This window comes from Paenibacillus sp. J22P218 (genome assembly GCF_056269195.1).
In genome coordinates this window covers 843,428-861,505 of sequence record NZ_JBWDNL010000001.1, presented here as the reverse complement: position 1 = coordinate 861,505, position 18,078 = coordinate 843,428, and the positions used below count along the sequence as shown (strand labels likewise).

General features: G+C 47.7%; 18 protein-coding genes. 5 read left to right on the top strand and 13 right to left on the bottom strand.

Annotated features, from left to right (window positions below; genetic code table 11):
• Nucleotides 1-5: 5 nt before the first annotated feature.
• The 4 genes from AC0YN0_RS03650 to AC0YN0_RS03635 all read right to left on the bottom strand — a co-directional run bounded on the left by AC0YN0_RS03650 (nucleotide 6) and on the right by AC0YN0_RS03635 (nucleotide 2,637).
• Nucleotides 6-491, bottom strand: coding sequence for a nitroreductase family protein (locus AC0YN0_RS03650; RefSeq protein ID WP_475820044.1), 486 nt, complete (start codon nucleotides 489-491; stop codon nucleotides 6-8).
• A gap of 17 nt (nucleotides 492-508) precedes the next feature.
• Nucleotides 509-1,084: a nitroreductase family protein gene (locus AC0YN0_RS03645; protein WP_475820043.1), complete on the bottom strand. Its 576-nt coding sequence runs from the start codon at nucleotides 1,082-1,084 to the stop codon at nucleotides 509-511.
• Between the two features lie 20 nt (nucleotides 1,085-1,104).
• On the bottom strand, nucleotides 1,105-1,587 hold the full coding sequence (locus AC0YN0_RS03640) for a MarR family transcriptional regulator (RefSeq protein ID WP_475820042.1): 483 nt from the start codon (nucleotides 1,585-1,587) through the stop codon (nucleotides 1,105-1,107).
• 138 nt (nucleotides 1,588-1,725) lie between these two features.
• Entirely contained in the window at nucleotides 1,726-2,637 is a 912-nt protein-coding gene (locus tag AC0YN0_RS03635; protein WP_475820041.1) for a helix-turn-helix transcriptional regulator, read from the bottom strand.
• Nucleotides 2,638-2,751: 114 nt separating this feature from the next.
• Between AC0YN0_RS03635 and AC0YN0_RS03630 the strand changes: the two genes are divergently transcribed.
• Nucleotides 2,752-3,213, top strand: coding sequence for a VOC family protein (locus tag AC0YN0_RS03630; RefSeq protein ID WP_475820040.1), 462 nt, complete (start codon nucleotides 2,752-2,754; stop codon nucleotides 3,211-3,213).
• Between the two features lie 50 nt (nucleotides 3,214-3,263).
• Here AC0YN0_RS03630 and AC0YN0_RS03625 read toward each other — a convergent pair whose 3' ends face one another.
• Entirely contained in the window at nucleotides 3,264-4,034 is a 771-nt protein-coding gene (locus tag AC0YN0_RS03625; protein ID WP_475820039.1) for a DeoR/GlpR family DNA-binding transcription regulator, read from the bottom strand.
• Nucleotides 4,035-4,255: 221 nt separating this feature from the next.
• Between AC0YN0_RS03625 and AC0YN0_RS03620 the strand changes: the two genes are divergently transcribed.
• Genes AC0YN0_RS03620 through AC0YN0_RS03610 form a run of 3 tightly spaced genes read left to right on the top strand, consistent with a single transcriptional unit; the run spans nucleotide 4,256 to nucleotide 6,939 of the window.
• Complete coding sequence (locus AC0YN0_RS03620) at nucleotides 4,256-5,209, top strand: metallophosphoesterase family protein (RefSeq protein ID WP_475820038.1); 954 nt, start codon at nucleotides 4,256-4,258, stop codon at nucleotides 5,207-5,209.
• Between the two features lie 24 nt (nucleotides 5,210-5,233).
• Nucleotides 5,234-6,094: an EamA family transporter gene (locus tag AC0YN0_RS03615; RefSeq protein WP_475820037.1), complete on the top strand. Its 861-nt coding sequence runs from the start codon at nucleotides 5,234-5,236 to the stop codon at nucleotides 6,092-6,094.
• 26 nt (nucleotides 6,095-6,120) lie between these two features.
• Nucleotides 6,121-6,939: an alkaline phosphatase family protein gene (locus tag AC0YN0_RS03610; RefSeq protein WP_475820036.1), complete on the top strand. Its 819-nt coding sequence runs from the start codon at nucleotides 6,121-6,123 to the stop codon at nucleotides 6,937-6,939.
• 60 nt (nucleotides 6,940-6,999) lie between these two features.
• On the opposite strand, the gene AC0YN0_RS03605 is transcribed toward AC0YN0_RS03610, so the two are convergent.
• Both AC0YN0_RS03605 and AC0YN0_RS03600 read right to left on the bottom strand, forming a co-directional pair.
• Nucleotides 7,000-7,224, bottom strand: a complete 225-nt coding sequence (locus AC0YN0_RS03605) for a hypothetical protein (RefSeq protein WP_475820035.1) — start codon at nucleotides 7,222-7,224, stop codon at nucleotides 7,000-7,002.
• Nucleotides 7,225-7,259: 35 nt separating this feature from the next.
• Complete coding sequence (locus AC0YN0_RS03600) at nucleotides 7,260-8,264, bottom strand: AraC family transcriptional regulator (protein ID WP_475820034.1); 1,005 nt, start codon at nucleotides 8,262-8,264, stop codon at nucleotides 7,260-7,262.
• Nucleotides 8,265-8,483: 219 nt separating this feature from the next.
• Here AC0YN0_RS03600 and AC0YN0_RS03595 point away from each other — a divergent pair, with 219 nt between their 5' ends.
• A complete protein-coding gene (locus tag AC0YN0_RS03595; protein WP_475820033.1) occupies nucleotides 8,484-10,058 on the top strand; it encodes an alpha-L-rhamnosidase-related protein in 1,575 nt (524 codons plus the stop codon).
• A gap of 118 nt (nucleotides 10,059-10,176) precedes the next feature.
• Here AC0YN0_RS03595 and AC0YN0_RS03590 read toward each other — a convergent pair whose 3' ends face one another.
• The 6 genes from AC0YN0_RS03590 to AC0YN0_RS03565 form a co-directional block, all read right to left on the bottom strand.
• A complete protein-coding gene (locus tag AC0YN0_RS03590) occupies nucleotides 10,177-11,013 on the bottom strand; it encodes a carbohydrate ABC transporter permease (RefSeq protein ID WP_475820032.1) in 837 nt (278 codons plus the stop codon).
• On the bottom strand, nucleotides 11,010-11,891 hold the full coding sequence (locus AC0YN0_RS03585; RefSeq protein WP_475820031.1) for a carbohydrate ABC transporter permease: 882 nt from the start codon (nucleotides 11,889-11,891) through the stop codon (nucleotides 11,010-11,012). Before AC0YN0_RS03585 ends, AC0YN0_RS03590 begins: the two co-directional genes overlap by 4 nt.
• A gap of 70 nt (nucleotides 11,892-11,961) precedes the next feature.
• Nucleotides 11,962-13,308 carry an ABC transporter substrate-binding protein gene (locus AC0YN0_RS03580; RefSeq protein WP_475820030.1) on the bottom strand — a complete coding sequence of 449 codons (1,347 nt, stop codon included), beginning with the start codon at nucleotides 13,306-13,308 and terminating at the stop codon, nucleotides 11,962-11,964.
• Between the two features lie 162 nt (nucleotides 13,309-13,470).
• Nucleotides 13,471-14,778: an ABC transporter substrate-binding protein gene (locus tag AC0YN0_RS03575; RefSeq protein ID WP_475820029.1), complete on the bottom strand. Its 1,308-nt coding sequence runs from the start codon at nucleotides 14,776-14,778 to the stop codon at nucleotides 13,471-13,473.
• Nucleotides 14,775-16,253, bottom strand: a complete 1,479-nt coding sequence (locus tag AC0YN0_RS03570; protein ID WP_475820028.1) for a response regulator — start codon at nucleotides 16,251-16,253, stop codon at nucleotides 14,775-14,777. Before AC0YN0_RS03570 ends, AC0YN0_RS03575 begins: the two co-directional genes overlap by 4 nt.
• Nucleotides 16,254-16,256: 3 nt before the next feature.
• The gene (locus AC0YN0_RS03565; RefSeq protein WP_475820027.1) at nucleotides 16,257-18,029 is read right to left on the bottom strand and encodes a sensor histidine kinase; all 1,773 of its coding nucleotides are present in this window, start codon (nucleotides 18,027-18,029) and stop codon (nucleotides 16,257-16,259) included.
• Nucleotides 18,030-18,078: the final 49 nt, after the last annotated feature.

Genomic DNA, 18,078 nt, shown 5'->3' with positions numbered 1-18,078 from the left:
CGCACCTACAGCAGCTCGAACCGCAGTTGAGGCTCGGGAGCCTCGGATCTCTCTTCCAGGTGAGCCTCGCAGTATCCTAATTCCAGTACCCCAGCGATACGCTCGTTGCCCAGTACCCCAAAAGTTTCGGCGCGGCTCCGGTCATACATCCAGTCATGCAGGGTGAAGCGCACACCTAAGCCCTGCTCATAGGCCAGCAGGCGGAAATTTTGAATCAGGCAGGAGACGGCTGCAAAGTCCTCCTCCTGCTTAAAGCGGTCTGCTTCTTCTCTCATCACGACTAGCAGATATGCTGGAGCCCGTTCCTGTAAGCCCTGCAGGAGCCCCCCATTCGGGTTATCGGCAAAAATAAATCTCCATGGCTCGCGAAGCCCATCGTTCGGCGCCCAAACCGCATAATTAAGCAGCTCCAGCATGAGCTGCCTAGGCACTGGACGATCTAAAAAATTTACGGGACTGTTCATTTCTCCGCATAAATCGGCTAGTTTCATTTTCACGACTCCCCCCATCAATTCGCATATCCTTGATATACGGTCCACTTCTGCTCGGCTGGCGTTCTTTTGCGGCTCCTAGGTGCTTTATCAAAGTAACCCAGATGGAGAATGCCAACGAATCTTTCATCCTCATGCAGGCCGATTCCTTTGAAGAAACCTTCATGCTGAATCATAGACTCCGTATCCCACAGCATGCCTAATCCCCGTTCCCAGCCCAGCAGTTGAAAGCTCTGCATAATCCCGCATACGGCCGAATAGTTACGGTCGTTAGTCAGACGGTCCGGCCCTACAGAGGACATGACAATGACATGGGCGGGGATATCGGTAAATCTCTTTTTGAATACATCCAATAGTTTGCCCGGAATCAGCTTACCCAGCTTGCTCTGGGTCATCTGCGCAAGCATATAATCGGCCAGCCTTTTGTTTGCTTCGGGAGTTCCGGCATAGACCACGCGCCAGGATCCAGTGTCTATGGCCGGTTGCAGCCGGGCTGCGCTGCTCAGCAATTCAACTACCAGCTCTTGCCCCACCGGCCTGGAATTACATTTACGGATACTTCTGCGTTCCATGATCAATTCAGCCAAATTCATACCTATCATCCTCCTTCGGATCATCTGGATTCGATGTCTATACTCGTATCCTGAAGAAATTTATGGATCACCTTCAGTTCCATTTCTGAATATCTGTCCAAGAATCGGTAAAAACGTTCTGCTTCAAGCTCATGAAGACGTTCGTGCAGTTCGAAGATTTTTTTGCCTTGCTGCGACAAACGGAAATAACTTTCCTTCTTGTTGTCATTCATTTGCGTGCGTTTGACGAATCCTTCTTCCAGCAGTTTGCTGCCGATCTTCGTAATACTCGCCTTAGACAAATTCATCGCCTCGGCAATCCCCGTATTGTTAATCGGTTCATGCCTCCCGATGCAATCAATCACATGAACCGCGGTCAAATTTTGGGGGAATTTCTCGATGGCTTCCCTTTGGGCGATACTTTGAAAATGTTCGATTTCCGTAACCTTATAACTCTCATAGACATGTATAAACCGGATATACTGCTCATATAGCAGCTGTTTGGTTCGCTCTTCTGCATCCATCCCTCAATCGCCCCTTGTTAATAAGTAAACATTCAAAATTGCTTAAAGGATAACATAGAAACAAGATATAATTCCAATATTGTTTACCAGTTAACAATATACCATGGATGATACTGGTTATCAACTGTCACTATGTCGCTAGGCATATTTCTTTATCATGACATTTAGAAACTCTCGAAAATCGTCAACATATGCTTTAGGTTCTATGATTTCTAAATCCGATCCAAAACTAGCTAAAAAACGGAATCCAATATCGTTTTGCGGCACATCAATCTTGGCGGTACAGAATTCGGAATTATAGGCTTCAATCCTTTTTTGACCGTATCTTTCAATAAAGTGATCTTTAATTTGATGGGAGATCAATGCTTTAATTGTTATTAATTTCGGCTGATAAGGTTGTTCGGCCTTTTGTTCAGTCATAAAATCTCTAGCAACGAATGTTTGGATATCGATATCAAGATTATCCATTCTGGACAATTTGAAAGTTCGATATTCCATTCGATTTAAACAAAAACCCTTCAAATACCAACTCGTTTCGCTAAAATGAAGCTGGTACGGCTCGATCCGTCTATCCGTCTTGACTCCGCTTCGATCTACATAATCGAAGGTTAGTATCCTTCCTTGCACGATTGATTCTTGACAAGTCTTTAAGATTTGGACCATTTCAGACCGACCGTCCCAATCATAAAATGATAGGTGAATTGAACCTTTCGAAGATGCTGAGCCGATCATCGATTCCATTTTTTTAATCGTTACTTCTACTTCGTCACTGAATAGAATTTGTCCTAGTCCGCCCAGTGCGGTTAATATGTTTTCCAAGTCTTTACTGCTTAATAGTCGTTTGTCTAACTTATATTCATCTATAATCCCGTATCCGCCGTTAACGCCATTGATAGAATAAATAGGTATATTAGACAAACTGAGTGTTTCCATATCACGTAGAATCGTTCTTTTGGACATGTTGAATAATTGGGCGAACTCGGTTGCTGAAACGACATTCTTTTGCAGCAAGATCATTACTATAGATATTAATCTTTCAATTTTATTCATATTGAGCCTCCCGTCTGAACTTAAAAAAAAATAAAAAAAGCTATAAAAAGGTGACAACAAAGCTGTCACCTATTATAGCTTATACTTCATGTATGACAAGAAGGAGGTTTTAACATGTCCGTTATTACGTATTTGAACTTTGATGGGAACACAGAGCAGGTCATAGCGTTCTATTCAGAAGCTCTACATGCAAGCAAAGTAAAAAAAGTGAAATTCAAAGATTTCCCGCAAGATCCGAGCTACCCTTTGCCTGATAACGAGTTGAATATGATTATGGAGTCATCGTTAGAGTTCGCGGGCGGCAAAATAATGATGTCGGATATTCTGCCTTCGATGAAGAACGTAACGGGTGAGTTGGTTAAAGGCAACAATATACTGATTAGTATCGTAATGGATGATAAACAGCTACTAGAAAATTACTTTTCTAACTTGTCCGTAGGTGGCTATGTTATCATGCCGTTATCAGAAATGCCTTGGTCTTCCTGCTTCGGAATGTTGGTTGATCAATTTGGAGTTGTTTGGAAGTTTAATTGTGACGCTGAAAAGTTCCTTGATCGTTTAGTTTCAAACTCTTAAGGGAAAGTGGCAACGGACATTATTCGTTGCCACTTTTTCTCGTTTGCTGCCTACTCGCTAATTCGCACCTCGATACCAAGCGCTTCCATCGTATCTATCCACTCTTTGGGGCAGCCCGCGTCCGTGATCAGCATAGAAATCTCCTCCAGCCTCGATACTCTGGCGAATGTGGACATTCCAAACTTGGAGTGATCCGCGACTAAAATAGACTCCTCCGCCCGCTGCATCATTTTCCGGGAAATGTTCGCTTCAGCTAAATGGTAGTCGGTAATGCCGTCCACAAGTGAAATGCCGCCCACGGAAATAAACGCCTTGTTCACTTTAAATTGATCGAGCATCTGATCGGTGAGGGAGCCCGTTGTCGCTTGATACTCTGGATTTACTTCCCCGCCCGCAAAAATAATGGTTCCGCGAAACGTTTCCATCGCTAAATTAAGTACCGGAATCGAGTGGGTGATCAAGGTAATGTCCGTTCGATCCCTTAAGTAAGGCAAAATTTCAATGGTCGTCGTTCCGTTATCCACCATGATCGTTTCACCGTCTTCGATTAATGAAGCCGCCAGCTTGCCAATGGACGCTTTCTCTGCCTTCATCATTTGGGTCCGCTTCAGAAAAGGCGGCTCTACAAGCTCAATGCGCATTTTGACCGCGCCTCCGTACACCTTGCGAAGCTTACCTTCCTTCTCCAGGCGATCCAAATCACGCCGCACCGTTTCCGTTGAAACGTTAAGCTGCTCAGACAAGTGATGCACCTGAACTTTTCCTTCCATTTCCAAATGATTCAGAATTGTCATCCTGCGATCTTCATAGGTTAATGACATCAGAGACCTCCTACTTGACTGATTTCATATAATTGATGTTGTTTTATGTTGTTTTTTATCATTGTAGGGTTAAGGGTACATGATGTCAATTATTCAGCGTGAGTCATAAGAATTGCTGGTTGACACCCTGATCTAGCGGCGCTACAATTGTCAATAAACAACATGATAACAACATGAAACCACATGATTACAACATTCAATGCAAAAATGGAGGGCTTATCATGCCACATTCGCTCGTCTTTCGTGAGGATCACACCTTTACGATTGCGCAATTCACTGATTTACATTGGAAAGATAACGGTGTTCTGGATCAGATGACACGCCGTCTCATGGAAGATATCCTCGACGCTGAACAGCCGGATCTTGTTGTTTTTACAGGTGATGTCATCTATACCGGCGAGGTAGCTCCAGGTGATCCCCCTTGTGAAGATCCAATAGGAGCATTGCGAGAAGCTGTCCAATCCGTGGAAGTTCGCGGGATTCCATGGGCGATCGTGTTCGGCAATCATGACACGGAATCGATCATTTCAAGAGAAGACCTCATCCATTCGGTGCTGGAGTTTCCATATACGGTTGCCCAGCGGGGACCGAAAGAGATTAACGGAGAAGGGAATTACCGTTTGTCTATTCAAGATGCTGCCGGGCAAAGCAGATTCAACCTTTACTTCTTTGATTCAGGCGCTTATTCACCCGTTCCCCATATTGATGGGTATGATTGGATTCGCAGCGATCAAATCGAATGGTACAAGAAAGAATCCTTGCAGATTCGAGAACCTTTTGCTGAACGGCCTTTGCCTGCTCTCGCTTTCTTCCATATCCCTTTACCCGAATATCAAGAGGTGTGGGACAGCAAGACCTGTTACGGAAATTTTTATGAGGCTAGCGTCTGCAGCAGCCGCGTGAACTCCGGCCTATTTGCGGCCATGCTAGAGATGGGCGATATCGTAGGAACCTTCGTAGGTCATGATCATATCAACGATTATTGGGGGGAGCTGTACGGAATTCGTCTATGTTACGGCAGAGCCAGCGGCTATAACACGTATGGCAAAGAGGGCTTCGGGCGCGGCGCAAGAATGATTAGACTCCGAGAAGGCGAGCGCAGCTTCGAGACATGGCTGCGACTTGCTGACGGCACCGTCATTACCCGGCAACCTGAACACCAACCCGGTACTTAATCCAGGAAGCTTGGAGGTCATTGTTTGATTATCGTCGCAACGCTGCTAGTCATCGCCTCTGGCATGGCGCATGCCGTTTGGAGTTTATTCACGAAACGCAGTCATAACAAGAGTGTCTTCTTATGGACCATCCTTATGGTAACCACCATCGTCCTTCTTCCTTACTTAATAAGAGAATTATGGCTTCATCCCTTATCCTTATCGTCCTACGGCCTCCTATTGTTATCCGCCTGTTTGCAGGCCATTTATGCGCTTTTATTAGCACGTACCTACAATATGGGGGATCTATCGCAAATCTATCCGATTATGAGAGGCACCAGTACCTTATTCATTCCTATTATTGGTGTCCTGTTCCTTCGTGAATCCTTATCGATATACGGATGGATGGGATTGCTTTGCATGGTCATTGGTTTCGTATCGCTCAGCGGCTTTTTCACCAGAGCAAGATCAAGATCAGCTTCCAACGGGTCTGTTAAACCTTTCCTAATGGCGCTTAGTGTTGGCTTATGCACGACATGTTACGTCTTCGTCGATAAGCTTAATCTTGAACATATCTCAGCGATTTCTTTGCTTGAAGTGACCAATATCGGGTTCGTCGCGGCCTTGACGCCTACCGTTATCGCCTCTAAACAACTGCGCATGGAATGGAAATTGAACAGCAGAATCATTTTACTCGGAGCGATTCTCAATCCCGGCTCTTATTTATTGTTCCTATTCGCCATGACGTATGCACCTGTTGCCCATATCTCCCCCGTGCGTGAAATTGGCACCGTATTTGCCACGATTTTAGGCATTGTCGTCCTCAAGGAGAAGCAAGGCACTTTACGCATATTGTGTTCGGTTCTTATTTTAATAGGCATTCTCACAATTAGTTTTTGGGGCTAAAACAACTTTAAAAGGCAGGTACATCAATGACTACTTGTAACCGTGTCATTATCATTGGGTGGGATGGCGCCGGCGATTTTGTTCGCGGGGCACATACGCCGAATTTAGACCGTTTGTTTGCCACAGGAGCTTCCACGCTCGAAGCGCAAACCGCATCGCCTACCATCAGCGCCGAATGCTGGGGATCACTGCTTCATGGGGTTTCACCTGCGAAACATGGTCTCACCAATACGAAGGCCGATAAGGAACCATTTCCTGTCAACTCGCCCTATCCATCCATTTTTCGTGTTGCTAGACAAGCCTTCCCCCATGCCAAACTAGCTGCTTATAGTGCTTGGCAGCCCATTAATTCCGGCATCATTGAACCATCGATCGGAGTACATAAAGTAACGATGCCTGATGGCGAGCTTGTTCCAGCTATTGCTGCTTACATCAAAGAAAACCCTGATTTCAAGCTATTATATGTACAATTGGATTTGCCCGACGCTGCAGGTCATAAGCATGGGTACAACACGCCTGCGCAGCATCGTGTTATCGAAGAGACGGACCATCACACGGGCGTCATTCTAGAAGCACTTGAGGAGGCTGATCTGCTAAAGGATAGCCTCATTATCGCTGTCACCGATCACGGCGGCGGAGGCGAGAATGCTTTTGATCACGGAAGTGATCATCCTATGGATAAAACCATCTTCTGGGGCTGCACGGGACCTGGCATCGCACCTGGCAACAAGCTTGGGCATGTCGAGATCTCCGACACGGCCGCAGTTGTTGCTCATGCGCTCGGACTGGAAGCCCCTGCTACTTGGGAGGGCAAGCTGCCGGTTGGATTGTTCCAAAGCTTGTAACCATGCCAAACAAAAATAAACCCTGGCTTCGTCTACAAGACAAAGTCGGGGTTCCCCCTGTTAAATCGCATACGCTTTCTTCAATGATTGCACCCCTTTCTCCGCAACCTCTTTTGCGTGCATGCCGCCATAGTCCTCCATAAATAACGCAAGCGACAAGTAGCCCCTATAGCCGGCATTGTATAGAATGGCTGCGAGCTCTCTGCTCGGTGCGATTCCTTCTCCCGGGAATAGCCGCTGCCCATTGCGGTAATATCGCTGCCGCCCGTGGTTGAGCTGTTCCATAATGTATGTATTTTTCAAAAAGCGGGGTAATGGCTTCATTCTTTGAACTTAGTGATTTCCATCGAACTGCGATAACTTCTTGGGGTTTGTCCATAATACTCCTTGAATTTCCGATAAAAAAAGCCAGGTGATTCATACCCAATATCATAAGCAATCTCGTCAATGCTTTTCCGGGAATGCTTTAACAAATGGACGGCCTGCAGCATGCGCTGGGTTTGAACCAAAGAAAGAAAGGTATTCCCCGTCCGTTCTTTCAACATATTCCCTAAGTAATTCGCATTAAATCCAAAGGCATCGGCTAAGCCTGTTAGTGTGCAATCACGATAGTTCTGTTCGATATAGCGCAGGATATCTATAATGCTGGCCTTGCCGTTCGTCAGGTGAAGTTCAAAATTTTTATCCGTTCGGTATACTCTCATTAGTTCGGTAAAAATCAAAGGGATGTAGTATCCTACCATGTCCATCGACAGTTCATCGGTCTCGAAATATTCGCACATCATATTCTGAACAAGATTATGCAATTGGCGTTGGTTTTCGGAGTGGAACAAAACAAAACGATCATGGCTCTGATCCTCTGACAGGGCATTGGCTAAAAAATTGGAAACAATTCCGGTACGATTCAACCGGCTTAGCATGCCGGACAAAAGCGAATCCCTTTTCATAATAATATTGATAAGGATATCGTTTTCGCCAAGGGGATAGATGCGATGAAGGACATCCTTGTCAAGCATACAAACTTGACCCTGTTTGATATGCACCAATTTCCCGTTAATCTCCTGCGTGCATTCTCCGGAGTACATGTAATTGAGTTCGATAAACGTATGATTATGCAACGGCATTGGGGCAAATCGGTGATGCTTGCTAATAAAAATCGAACCTTGGTCAAAAAAATAATCCTCTTGCATGCGGAAGACGGAACCTCCGTTTTCCGGCTTTAACTCATTTCCATCGAACTCATTGACGTTGGCACGGGTATTCGACTGAATTTTCTCAATGGGATCGAGCTCCCTCAAATATTGATCTAGCTGCAAATGATCCATGCTCTCTCCCCCTCTATCCCCATATATTCCCTCAGCTTCTACTTTATCATAGCCCTCTACCTTGCGAAAATCCAATTCCTCGGTAAAGATCAATCATAGTTAGGAAAAGCGAGTAATCTGTAAAACGAATAGTAATTCCTGTACTGCCATCATTGTTGCAGGCAACGGAAAATATTTAAATAAGTATAGTGATACTCATTTCTGAAAGGGGAAATATACGTGGCTAACATCCAAGTCGTTAAGGATCATACGATTATTAGAAATGAACAATTTATCGCAAAAGCCGAGCAGCTAAAGCCGGAGCTAAACTGTACGGAGGTCTCTCCGGTTCATCTTATTGAGGTCGTATCCGACGAATCCGTTGTTCACGGCTGGAGAGTGAACGTTCTGGAATCGGCCGAAGCGCTCGCAGACAAAAGCTTTGGCAAAGGCGATCACTTCATTCTCGATTTCGGAACGCATCTTGTCGGCTATCTGGGCCATATTCATATTAAACCAGTGGGAAGCCCTCCCGATGCGCCCCTTCATCTTAAGATTACGTTCGGCGAGATGCCAATCGAGATGGCAGAGCCGTTCAGCTCTTATGAGGGCTGGATCAGCAGCTCCTGGCTTCAAGAAGAAGTCATTCACATGGATGTCCTGCCAGGGGTTCTATCTCTTCCGCGTCGGTATAGCTTCCGTTATGTGAAGTTCGAAGTGCTCGCCGCTTCCCAAAAATACCGTGTCTCTTTCGACGAGATCGTTTGCCGAACCGTTACTTCAGCGGATGTCAGCAAGGTCACGCCTTTGGAGCACACGGACGAGCTCATCAAGAAAATCGATGAGGTTAGTATTAAGACCCTGCAGGACTGCATGCAGCTCGTCTTCGAGGACGGTCCTAAGCGTGACCGCCGTCTATGGCTGGGAGATCTGCGGCTTCAAGCATTGGCGAACTATGAAACCTTCAAAAATTACGATCTGGTCAAACGAAATCTGTATTTGTTTGCCGGCGTCCCTAATGACAAAGGTCAGATTACAGCCAATGTGTTCACGTTTGCGGATCTGATCGCCGATGATACGTATCTTCTCGACTATTCGATTTTCTTCGTCACGACCCTATACGACTATTATCTGGAGTCGCAAGATTTGGATACGTTGACGGAGCTATGGCCGTTAGCTCTCAAGCAGATTGAGATTGCCTTGGGGTACTTGGACGAAAGACATCTCATCCGCGATTCGAATTCATGGTATTCCTTCATCGATTGGAATCAGGATTTGAATAAGCAAGCGCCGACACAAGGCGTGCTGATCTACGCGATCAGAAGAGCCATAAAAATAGCTGAGATTGTAGACGGCGCTACCGTTAATATGCTGAAGCAACAGCTTGATCTCACTGTGGAGTCGGCCAAAGAGCATCTATGGGATGAAGCAGCAGGCTTCTTCGTAAGCGGCGCGGAGCGCCAAGTGTCATGGGCAAGCCAAATCTGGATGGTTCTCGCGGAAGTGTGGGAGCCTCAGCAAAATAAAGAGCTGCTAAATCGCTTATTGGAAGCGAAACCCGTAGTCGGAGTAACGACGCCTTACCTGTACCACCATTTGGTTGAAGCACTGATCCTTGTAGGCGAACCCTCAGTTGCCATTGCCCAAATGAAAGCTTATTGGGGAGAAATGATCAAGGACGGAGCCGATACGTTCTGGGAACTGTACGATCCGAGCAATAAATCGTTCTCGCCATATGGCAATCCATTGATCAACAGCTATTGCCACGCCTGGAGCTGTACACCGACTTATCTAATTCGAAAATATAATTTGTAATTTTAAAATGGGGTCGATTTCTCTAGTCCGCGTTACGGACAGAGGAACCGGCCCCTTCTTTTACAGCTAAAAAAAACCGCACCCCCGAAGTCGGGAGATGCGGCAAGCGTAGGGCAAGTTACCCTTTAACCGAACCCATTGTTAAGCCGCCGACAAAATATTTTTGCAAGGCCAGGAAGGCGAGCAGCAACGGCAATGCGCATAGAATGCATGCGGCGAATAGAACGTTCCATTGGGCCGGATTCTGCTGGTCGCCTAGGAAACCGAGCATGGCAACGGGGAGCGGCGCATCAAGCGATTTTGTAATAAAGACCATGTTGAAGAAGTAATCGTTCCAAATCCAGACGCCCTGCGTAATGATGACGGATACCGTAACCGGCATAATAAGCGGAAATACAATCTGCCAAAAACGTCGGAACAATCCCGCTCCATCGATGTGGGCAGCCTCCTCGATTTCCTCCGGCACACCGCTGCGGATGAAGCCGGTATACAGGAAGGTAGAGAATGGAAGACTGCATGTAATGAACAACAATATAGGCGTATATTGATTCATTGGAATTCCAAGGCCTTTGATCATCTGGAGGATCGGAATCAATACCATCTGTCCGGGGATGACGAGACCGGATAAGAAGAAGACATATAGAAACTTGCTGAATCGGCTTCTAATTCTAGCAATCGGGTAGGCCGCCATCGCTGCAAGCACGACGACAAAAAATACGGATACCGAAGTAAGGACGACGCTGTTCCAGAGCGCTGTCGGGAAATGCATGCGGGTGAACGCCGATTGAAAGCTGTCCAAAGTAAACTCGTTGAACCAATTCAACGGATTCGTCATGTTGCGCGGCGAGCGCAACGAGCTCGAGAGAACGATCAGGAGCGGAATCAGGTTAATAAATACGAGCACCAGAATCGCTAGATGCGTTAGCAGCTTTCCAATAGGAGAACCGTTTCTCATGCCGATACCTCCCGTCTGTTCAGCGTAAACACGCATACCATTGTAATGAGAATAATGATGGCGAAAGAAATAATACCAAGCGCGGAGGCTTTGCCGAACAATTGATCCGTAAACGCCATCTTATACATGGCGTAAATGAGTGTATTGGTCGATGTGCCAGGCCCCCCGTTCGTCATAACAAACGGATAATCGAACGCCTTCAAGCCGTTAATGACGCTTAGCGTAATATTAATCGTAACGGAAGTTGCCAGCAAAGGAAGAGTAATGAAACGGAACAACTTCCATCTGCCTGCCCCGTCGATTCTTCCCGCCTCCAGCAGATCATGCGGCAAAGACTGAAGACCAGCCAAAAATATGATCGTGCTTACGCCAAGATTTTTCCAAATGTCGACAGTAATGATGGCGTACAAGGCTTTCGTATAGCTGCCGAGAAAATTGGTATCTAAGCCCGAAATGCCAATTCGATCAAGAAAGGCGGCGATCAGCCCCTCTTCCGGCATATAGACGTAGCTCCATATAAATCCTACTACGATCGCGCTGAACAATGTAGGAATGTAAAAAGCCGAACGGTAAAACCCTTTGGCTCTTATGTTCGCATTTAGTAAAAGAGCGATTAATAAAGCAATTAAATTGCCCAAAACGACAGTGAGGACTGTGTATAGAAGCGTGTTCTTAATCGATTCGGCAAGGATCTCTTCCTTGAAGAGCGTCTTGAAATTGGAGAAGCCGACGTAATCGAACTGCTGAACGTAACCGTTGTAATCCGTCAGGCTGTACTGGAACAGCCGAGTAATCGGAAATATCCAAAAAACACAGTAAAAGAGGAGAGCCGGCAAAACAAAGAAATACATCGTTTTTTTCATTACGGCACTATTCATGTTGATTCTTTCCTTTCCCGGTCAAAATCGCGGCGAGGGGCGGGAAGCCCCTCGCCGCTGACTGTCTGCATTAGCCTTTGAAAAGCTCTTTGTACTTGTCCTGCATCGCTTTCGTAACATCTTCCGCGGTCGTTTTCTTACCGCCGATAATTTCGGAGAACTTGGACTGCATTACATCGCTCACGCCTGCGGGCCACATTTGGTTAGAGAAATAGAAAGCGTTTCCAGTCGTCTGAATATCCGTCAGTGCGTCCTTGAAAATATCGTTCGTCAGCTCGACTCCGTTGAATACGCTGATCGAAGGATTAGAAGCAACCCACGCTTCGAACAATGGCGACTGTCCGTCGAACAGGTATTCGAAGATTTGCTTGCCAACCTCCAGATTCGGGGAAGCCGCGTTCAAAGCATAACCAGCCGCTGTCGAAGCCGATGCGTAGACAGGTTGACCAGCTTCGTTGCCAGGGAGCGAGAAGAAACCGCGTTCGAACTGAGCTGCTCCGCTTGCCGTAACGCCCGGCAAATCCCATGTGCCCGTGAAGATCATCGCCGCTTTGCCGTCGACGAACTGTTGAACGGCTTGCGAGCTAGCCATGCCAAGCGAACCTGTCGCCACATATCCTTTGTCGTACAGCTCCTTGTATTGGTTCACCGTGTTGACCCATTTCTCGTCGGTCAGTGCCGTTTCACCCGTTTGGAGTTTCGTATCGAACTCCGCATCTGAAGGGTAGACCGTGTTAGCCGCGAGCTGATACATGCCGAACTGAATGACCCATGGATCCTTGTCTCCCATTACGATCGGAGTGATGCCAGCCGCTTTCAGCTTATCCGCCGCTGCGAGGAAGCTTGGCCAATCCTTCGGCAATTCTGTAATCCCAGCCTGTTCGAACAAATCCTTGTTGTAATACGTTCCAAGAATGTCCATTCCTTTGGCTACGGCATATGGTTTTTCTTCATAGCTCATATCGTTCTTAGCTGCCTGACTGACATTATCCCAGAAGGATAGGCCGGACAGATCGGCGGCATAACCTGCTTTCGCCACCTCTATGGCGCCCATGTTGGCTAGCTTCGGAAACACGAGGAAAATGTCGGGACCTTCGCCTGCTGACAGCTTCGTTTTCACTGTCGTGTAATACTGTTCATCCGGAAGCTTCTGCACTTCAAGCGTTACGTTTGGAAATTTCTCTTTGACAAGCTTCGGAAGCGTCTCCAGCTCAAAATCCGCGCCTTCCGCCGCTTTGGCGCCCGATACGAGCATCGTCAGCGTAACCTGTTTCTCGCTTGTACTTTCCCCCGGCGTGTTGGTCGATTGCGCATTGCCTCCGTTATTGGCCGAATTGCTGTTTCCGCAGGCGCTCAGAGCCACAACCATCATCGACGCCAGTGCAATGCCCAGCGTTTTTTTCTTCCAAAACTTCATCCGATATTCCCCCCGTACAGTAATGTTTTCTTGTTACATTTGTCATTTTAATATGTTTTTCTGTTGTTTATAAGCGCGCCATTTTTTGTTATCACTCCGTATTTTTCGGAATGGATGGATAAAAAAAAGGACCCTTTAGGGCCCTTTCATCCATTTATGAAACTAATTGGATATTTCTTCTTGTAATGCCGTCATGTAATCGAGCGGAGAGTAATCATCGTTAGTGACTAGCAGCTGTGCGTTATTCCATGCCATTAATTGCGCGTTCGTGTCGAATCTAGCTTCGAACCAAAGCGCTCCTTTCGTGACCTCGCCTATTTTTTGCTGTATTTGTTTCGTTAACGGGGGCAGATCCTCCGGCATGTCGCTTACATTAAAGCCAGTTACCATACCAAGCTCGTTCATTGCTCGGTCCCCGTAACGCTCGAACACGTATTTGATCCATTCCCCGACTTCCGGCGTATAGGCCGACTTGGAGAACGACGTCGTAAGCCCGGCATTAACCGGATATTCGTCCAACGTTCCGCTGCCGCCCTCTACGAGAGGTATGCTGAAGAAACCGATATTATCCGCCCCGATCTGATTCCGCAGCTCGTCGTTAAAGGCGCGCAGCTGCCAGCTTCCCATATAGAACATGGCCGCCTTTCCATGCAGGAACATATCGACGGAGGTGCTCATATCAATGGTGTTGACTCGCGGCCCAAAGTAACCGCCGAGTCCCATGCTTTGAACGACTTGCGCCGCCTCCACGAAGCCCGGACTCGTCAACGCTATTTCGCCTCTATCGACCCGCTCCATGACGTCTGCTCCGTACATACGAATGGCGTAGGCATTAATAAGCCTTGTTATCGGCCATTTATCCTTGCCAGCGACAGAGAAGGGCTGTATGTCATGCTCCTTCAAATCCGCGGCAATGTCCAGCATTTCCTTCCAGGTTTGCGGCTCGCTCAGCCCGTATTCGGAGAAGATTTTTTTGTTATACCAGAAGCCTTCGATATTAAGCTCCAGCGGGATTGCGAACAGTCCGCCATCCGCATACGATTTCAGTAATTCTGCTGCGGCGGGATTCATAGTAGACATAAGGCCAAGCTCGGTGAACGCTTCCTCTACGTTAAGAGCAGCATCGCTGTTGATGAGATCCTGCAAGGGCTTGCCCGATTGATAGCTGAACATCGTTGGAAGATCGTTGCTCGCAGCAAGCAGCTGCACGCGCTGGTTCAGATCGCTCTCTGCCACGTTCTCGAATTTATAGCGTACCTCGGGATGCTCCGCTGCATATTCCTGCGCTAATTCGCCGATAATGCGCGCGCTTCCTTCGTTTTCTTTGTTGGAGCTTAAATAAAAGATCGTCGTCGGACTCGCGCCGGGTTCGGCTTCGGGGTCCTTATCGCCACTGCAGGCATGAAGCACGCTGAGCGATAAGATCGCAAGAGCTAGCCGCGAAGCGATGAACAGCCTACTGCTTCTCATATTCCTTTCCCCTTCGTACGGAATTGACCGGGAGTCATGCCCGTATGTTTCTTGAACACCTCGGAGAAATGCCGAGCATGATAATAGCCTACCCGCTCGCTAATATCCTGAATCGACAAATCCTCGTTGAGTAACCTTTTCGCTTTCTCCATGCGGACTTTCGTCAGATGCTTAATGTAGGACACACCCATCTCCTCTTTGAACAGAAGACTGAAGTAAGTTACGTTCATCCCGACATGATCGGCAACTTCCTGCTGGGTTAGATCCCGTCCAAGATGATCGTTCATATATCGCACGGCTTTCTCGACGGAAACATGTTTTGACCTCGTACGAATGTCGATGATCCAATCCATAATTCGTTCCATTTCCTCGCGCAGCCAAGAGGTCATTTGCTCCAAAGTCTGCATGCCTAGCAACTTGCGCTCGGGCATATGACCCGGAGGTTTCAGGTCGGTCAAGCTTTCGCCTGTCTCCTTCGCTACCTCGAGACCGTGGAACAACATACGCATCAGCTCGATCTCGGCAACCTCGGGGTCCGGCTTCATTTTGCGAAATTCGCCGAGATAGTTGTCTAGCTTTGCCATCAAAGCGTCTTTGTCCCCGATCCGCATATCGAATAGCACTTCTTCCTCGATCTCGGACAGATGCGGATCGACAGACTCGGAAACGCCAAGCTCGCTGAAGCGAATCCAGCCCTTCCCCTCTAAGTACTTGCCGTATCGCAGCGCCCTTAGCGCTTCCTTATAGCTGTTCGGGGCTTGGCCAAGCGTCTCGTACGTATTGCCTGATCCTACCGTTGCATCTGCGATGCTCTCCATGATGTCCGTCCATCCGGCAAACGCTTGATCAAAGTGAAAGACAGCAGCGAGATATTCGCCTCCGTTGCGAATGCGTACGATCCTATAGCCGGATCCGCTTGCCAATTGTACATGCTCTTCCGAAAGCGCCAGCACCGTTATCCCTTTCACCTCGGAAGCTTCCGGACCGAAATGCTCTGCCCAGTCCTTGATCGCCTCATCGCCTCTTTGTATCAACCCGAGTGTGCTCTGCATTAGCAACTGTTGTTTGCTTTCATGCTTAAGCGCCGACATCTCCGAATGCTCATGGATTCGCGCGACCGCCTTGCGAATGCCATCCTTGATTTTCTCCAAGGTGATCGGCTTCTCCAGGTAGTCGATGACACCCAGATGAATCGCCTTCTTCACATATTCGAATTCATTGTATCCGCTGAATACGATACACATCGTCTCGGGGGCTTCGGATCGGATCGTTTCGATCAGCTCCAGCCCATCCATGCCCGGCATCCGTATGTCCGTAATAACGATATCCGGACGATGCCGTCTGAATGTCTCCAGAGCCGACAGGCCGTCCTTAGCGGTTCCGATCAGCTCAACTCCGCATTCCGCCCAATCGATCAGTTTAATCAAGCCCTTCAGAACGATAAATTCGTCATCGAACAAAACAGCCTTCAGCATCGTTTATGCCTCCCCCGTCATTTGCCTATATGGAAAGCGCAGCTGCACTTTGGTACCCTCTCCGACTTTGCTGTCTATCGTAAAGGCGCTTGTAGGGCCATAAAATAGACTCAGTCTCTCCCTTACATTCAGCATGCCGTATCCTTGCTCTGTCTTCGTCAGGTCTTCCATCCCGACGCCGTCATCCTCGACCGTGAAGACAAGAAATTCGCCGTCCTTCCGACCGGTCAGCCGAATTCTGCCCTCGCCTACTTTGGGCTCCAAGCCATGATAAATCGCGTTTTCGACGAGCGGCTGAAGCAGGAGCTTCATAATTTCGAAGCTCTTGATCTCCTCCTCGATCGTTTCTTCATAGTGAAACCGATTGTCGTAGCGCATGTTTTGAATAATCATATAATGACGGATATGCAAAATTTCCTTGAACACCGGTATGAGCTCCCGCCCCTTATTCAGGCTAAGCTTAAAGCTCTCGGACAGCGAAAGCGCCATTTGCGCAATGTCAGCCTTCTCCTCTAGCAGTGCCATGAAATAAATGGAATCCAGCGTATTGTATAGAAAATGCGGTTTGATCTGCGCTTGAAGCGAGCGAAGCTCTGCTTCTCTCTCTTTAAGCTGGGATTGCAATAAGCTTTCGCTCAATTGCTGGTTAACAATGGCTAACCGCCTAAAGGTTTGGTTGATGACGCCGACTTCGTCGGCCGCGAACGTCTCGTTTCCATCGATCGGCTGACTGCCCTTCGCCCAATCCACGATCATTTTTTTGAGCTGCAGCAAAGGTTTCGTAATGGTTCCCGAAACAAAATAAGACACTAGCAGCGCAATGCCGGCCATGAAAGCGGCAAGTAGCATCGTAATGTCGCCGATCCGATCGGACTGCCTAAGCAGCGACTTCGTCTCGACGAAATGGACGAACATCCAGCCGCTCGTCGCGTTTTTGTAGACGCTGAAAATATATCCGGCTTGCCTAAGCTTGTCCATCATGGCATCGTAATTGCCTGACAGCCCGATGCTTTCCGTCTCCTCCGGCCGGTAATCGTAGACGATCGTTGGCTGACTAGTCGCCGTATCAAGCACAAGGAAGCCGCTTTTGCCGCTCTCGTTCAGCGTTTGCTCGAAGATCGTCTTCTTAATATTGATGACTAATAGTCCGATCTGACCGCCCGTCAATTCATTCGGGTCGCGCAGTACTTTTACGCTCGAGAAGGAGCTTCCTGCTGCGTCCTCCAACACGTTATACCCGAAGAAAATTTCTTTTCCTCTGGCCTCCTGCGCCGTCACATACCAATCCGTCAAAGGAATCTGCCTGCGCGTATCGTCCGTGCCGTAACGCCCGGCCTGCTCCGACCTGCCATAGCAGACCGAACGATAATTGCGGTCGAAGATGCAGATCGACTCGATATACTGCGTATCGAACAGATTGGAAACGACGATATTTTGCAGCTTATTTGCCGTGCGAACGTCGATGACGGCTTGATCGTTGCCGTTGCTGGCCCCGCTTAACAGCAGTTCCTTCCTAAGCTCGTCGTTAGAGAGAATGATCCGATTCATATTAATGATGTTTCGAAGCAGCAAATCCGCCACTTCGCTCGACGTCTTCAAATAACCCCGGTTTGTTTCCATATGGTTCTCGATCAAGGTTTCCTTCGCAATATTGAAGGAGACGTAACCTAGCACAAACAACGGAGGGAGCGAAACCAGAATCATAGCCGCAAAAAAACGTCTTCTAATCCTCGGCTGGCGGAACAGCTGCAATGCAAAGCGAATCCGTGATTTCACGACGATCTTCCTTTAAACAAATTTGGTTATGCCTGCGTAAACAAAACAT

Coding starts and splice junctions, on each gene's coding strand:
- AC0YN0_RS03570 (WP_475820028.1), bottom strand. CDS start 16,253: ATGCTGAAGGCTGTTTTGTTCGATGACGAATTTATCGTTCTGAAGGGC.
- AC0YN0_RS03585 (WP_475820031.1), bottom strand. CDS start 11,891: ATGAATAGTGCCGTAATGAAAAAAACGATGTATTTCTTTGTTTTGCCG.
- AC0YN0_RS03620 (WP_475820038.1), top strand. CDS start 4,256: ATGCCACATTCGCTCGTCTTTCGTGAGGATCACACCTTTACGATTGCG.
- AC0YN0_RS03645 (WP_475820043.1), bottom strand. CDS start 1,084: ATGAATTTGGCTGAATTGATCATGGAACGCAGAAGTATCCGTAAATGT.
- AC0YN0_RS03635 (WP_475820041.1), bottom strand. CDS start 2,637: ATGAATAAAATTGAAAGATTAATATCTATAGTAATGATCTTGCTGCAA.
- AC0YN0_RS03640 (WP_475820042.1), bottom strand. CDS start 1,587: ATGGATGCAGAAGAGCGAACCAAACAGCTGCTATATGAGCAGTATATC.
- AC0YN0_RS03580 (WP_475820030.1), bottom strand. CDS start 13,308: ATGAAGTTTTGGAAGAAAAAAACGCTGGGCATTGCACTGGCGTCGATG.
- AC0YN0_RS03610 (WP_475820036.1), top strand. CDS start 6,121: ATGACTACTTGTAACCGTGTCATTATCATTGGGTGGGATGGCGCCGGC.
- AC0YN0_RS03590 (WP_475820032.1), bottom strand. CDS start 11,013: ATGAGAAACGGTTCTCCTATTGGAAAGCTGCTAACGCATCTAGCGATT.
- AC0YN0_RS03630 (WP_475820040.1), top strand. CDS start 2,752: ATGTCCGTTATTACGTATTTGAACTTTGATGGGAACACAGAGCAGGTC.
- AC0YN0_RS03605 (WP_475820035.1), bottom strand. CDS start 7,224: ATGGAACAGCTCAACCACGGGCGGCAGCGATATTACCGCAATGGGCAG.
- AC0YN0_RS03625 (WP_475820039.1), bottom strand. CDS start 4,034: ATGTCATTAACCTATGAAGATCGCAGGATGACAATTCTGAATCATTTG.
- AC0YN0_RS03650 (WP_475820044.1), bottom strand. CDS start 491: ATGAAACTAGCCGATTTATGCGGAGAAATGAACAGTCCCGTAAATTTT.
- AC0YN0_RS03600 (WP_475820034.1), bottom strand. CDS start 8,264: ATGGATCATTTGCAGCTAGATCAATATTTGAGGGAGCTCGATCCCATT.
- AC0YN0_RS03575 (WP_475820029.1), bottom strand. CDS start 14,778: ATGAGAAGCAGTAGGCTGTTCATCGCTTCGCGGCTAGCTCTTGCGATC.